Below are 2,700 nucleotides of genomic sequence, written 5' to 3' on the forward strand. Positions count from 1 at the left end.
TTTGTCTCTATTTCTCAGATGTTTGAATATAAAAAATATCTTATCGACGAAGATGCCTATTATTACGTTCTTCTAGTGTGCGGACGATGATGGAAATAAATAGGGTTGTCAGCGCGTAGATGATGCCTGCAATAATCAGCGCATCGGTGGTGTAACTGCGCGCAGACAAACGCCGGACAATACCGGTCATGTCTAGTACCGTAATCGTGCTAACTAAAGCCGTTGCTTTTAATTGGGCGATGATTTCGTTACCGAGCACAGGGGTGACGGTGCTCAGTGCCCTAGGCAAGATAATGTAGCGATAACGCTGGAAGCCTGTTAAGCCATAGGCGCTGGCCGCTTCTTTCTCTCCATGCGGTACCGATAAAATGCCTGCGCGGATATCCTCTGCCATATAAGCGGTTAGGTTTAAAGATAAAACCAATATCCCGCAGTAGAAAGAGTCACCTAAGACCGGCCAAATAAAGGATTGTTGGATAATTTCAAACTGGCTCAAGCCGTAGTAGAAAATAAAAATTTGTACCAATAACGGCGTGCCACGGAAAAAAGAAGAATATCCGCGTGCTGACCAACAAACCCAAGGATTTGTACTAATCCTTGCAATAGCGAGTGGAACAGAAAGCAGTAGCCCGGCTAGACAAGACCCCACTAGCAGTTCGAGGGTAATGATAAAACCATCGAAAATTTCAGGGCCACTTTCTTGTAGCAAAGTAATGTATTCATTTAAAAATGACATGCTTAACTCCTTGCGCCATAGCCACGGTTAGCTCTTTTTTCTAGCCAACTAAACATTGGATTAGATAAAGCCAGGAAGAGGAAATAGATGGCAGCAACCGCCAAAAAGAAAACAAATGGTTGTTTGGTAAACTGCGCACCCATTTGTGCTTTTTTCAGCAAATCTTCTAAACCCACTACCGACACCAGCGACGTATCTTTTAATAAGGATTGCCACATATTGTTTAGGCTGGGTAAAGAAATACGCCAAGCTTGCGGCAACTGGATGTAGAAAAAGAGGTGAAGTCTAGAAAGGCCATATGCTTTGCCTGCCTCTAGCTGTCCATTGGGGATAGATTGAAACGCACCTCTAAATACCTCGGACGAATAGGCTGCAAACACAACCGCTAACGCAAACACGCCACCAGCAAAGGGGCTAATTTCAAATGCACCATCAAAGTGATCGTTAATCAGGTTGGTTAAGCCAAAGTAACAGATCAAGATAATCAAGAACTCTGGCACGCCGCGTAAAAAGTTGGTGAAGAACTTGGCAGACCGGCTGAGATACACATTGGAAGATAACTTACAGGCTGCAAAAGTGAGCCCAAAAATCATCCCAAAGAGTAGCGCGGTAAAAGCAAGTTTTAGGGTGATGGCGGCGCCAAGAAATAATTGGTTGCCGTAGCTAAAAAGGGTTTCCATTGCTCATTCCACCTGATAAAAATGTGCCACCGCGGTGGTGGCACATCGGTTGAGAACTATCGCTTATTTAGTTGGGGCGATACTAAATGGGAAGACCTTTTTGTTTGCTTTCGCAAACGTGCCATCAGCCAACACTTGCTGGATTGCTGTGTTGAATTTCGCCTTTAGCGGATCACCTTTGCGTACTGCAATGCCGGTGCCTTCACCAAACATTGCTACGTCGTTAATCGCTTTGCCTGCATAGTCAAAACCATCGTGCTTGCCGGTTTTGGCAATCCAGTCATACGAAACGGTGGTATCCGCCAATACAGCATTCACACGGCCTGCGACTAAATCTAAGTAGGCTTGATCAAGTGCTTGGTACACTTTTACTTGAATGCCAGATTTGCTTTGTGGGAGTCTGGTTTGTAGATATAACTCGTGGTTTGTACCGCTTTGTACGCCCACGATTTTGCCTTTTAAGGTTGCTGGGTTTTCGGTGATGCCTGCGTTTCTTTTGGCCACGTATTGCACTGGTGCCAAGGTAAATAAATTAGTGAAATCCACTACCTTTTTACGCTCGTCAGTGATCGACATTTGCGCTAACACTGCATCAATTTTTTTCGCTTTTAGCGCAGGGATTAACGCATCGAAATCCATGGTCACGTATTGGCACTTGGCTTTCATTTGCTTACACATTGCATCGCCAAGTTCGATTTCCATACCTTGCAACTTGCCTGATGGGTCTTTGTATTCAAACGGCGCGTAGTCAGACAACGTGCCAATTTTGATCACGTCTTCTGCAAAGGCATGTTGGGTAAAACTAAAAGTAAGGGCGATAACAACCGACATTTTTTTCAACATTTTCTCTCTCCTTGTTGATGGTGAATGCACTACTTAACGGACATGCTCGATACAAACTTCTGGAAGCGTGGGGATTTTTGGGCGGTAAAAAGCTCTAGTGGCGCGCCGTCTTCTTCCACTTTTCCTTGGTGGAAAAACACCACGCGGCTAGCGACTTCGCGGGCAAAGCCCATTTCGTGCGTCACTACTAACATCGTGCGGCCATCTTCTGCTAAAGAGCGCATTACCTTTAGCACTTCGCCTACTAATTCTGGGTCTAGCGCAGAAGTAGGTTCATCAAACAACATCACGTCTGGTTCCATTGCTAACGCACGTGCAATGGCCACTCGTTGTTGTTGTCCACCAGACAACTGATTAGGGTAATGATGCTGTTTATCGGCAAGGCCTACTTTTTCTAGGTAGGCAATCGCGGCTAGTTCTGCATCGCGCTTATCAATACCG

The 2,700-nt window shown here is 45.3% G+C and carries 4 protein-coding genes; all 4 read right to left on the reverse strand.

What is annotated here, in order from left to right; genetic code table 11:
• Positions 1–40 precede the first annotated feature (40 nt).
• Positions 41–736 carry an ABC transporter permease gene (locus LIN78_RS17910; RefSeq protein ID WP_227182252.1) on the reverse strand — a complete coding sequence of 232 codons (696 nt, stop codon included), beginning with the start codon at positions 734–736 and terminating at the stop codon, positions 41–43.
• A 2-nt stretch (positions 737–738) separates the two neighbouring features.
• A complete protein-coding gene (locus LIN78_RS17915; protein ID WP_227182253.1) occupies positions 739–1,416 on the reverse strand; it encodes an ABC transporter permease in 678 nt (225 codons plus the stop codon).
• Between the two features lie 63 nt (positions 1,417–1,479).
• Positions 1,480–2,259, reverse strand: coding sequence for an ABC transporter substrate-binding protein (locus tag LIN78_RS17920; RefSeq protein ID WP_227182254.1), 780 nt, complete (start codon positions 2,257–2,259; stop codon positions 1,480–1,482).
• A 29-nt stretch (positions 2,260–2,288) separates the two neighbouring features.
• Positions 2,289–2,700, reverse strand: a 412-nt coding sequence (locus LIN78_RS17925) for an ATP-binding cassette domain-containing protein (protein WP_227182255.1), incomplete at its 5' end; no start/stop codon positions are given.

The sequence above is a fragment of the Leeia speluncae genome, assembly GCF_020564625.1.
Classification (GTDB): domain Bacteria; phylum Pseudomonadota; class Gammaproteobacteria; order Burkholderiales; family Leeiaceae; genus Leeia; species Leeia speluncae.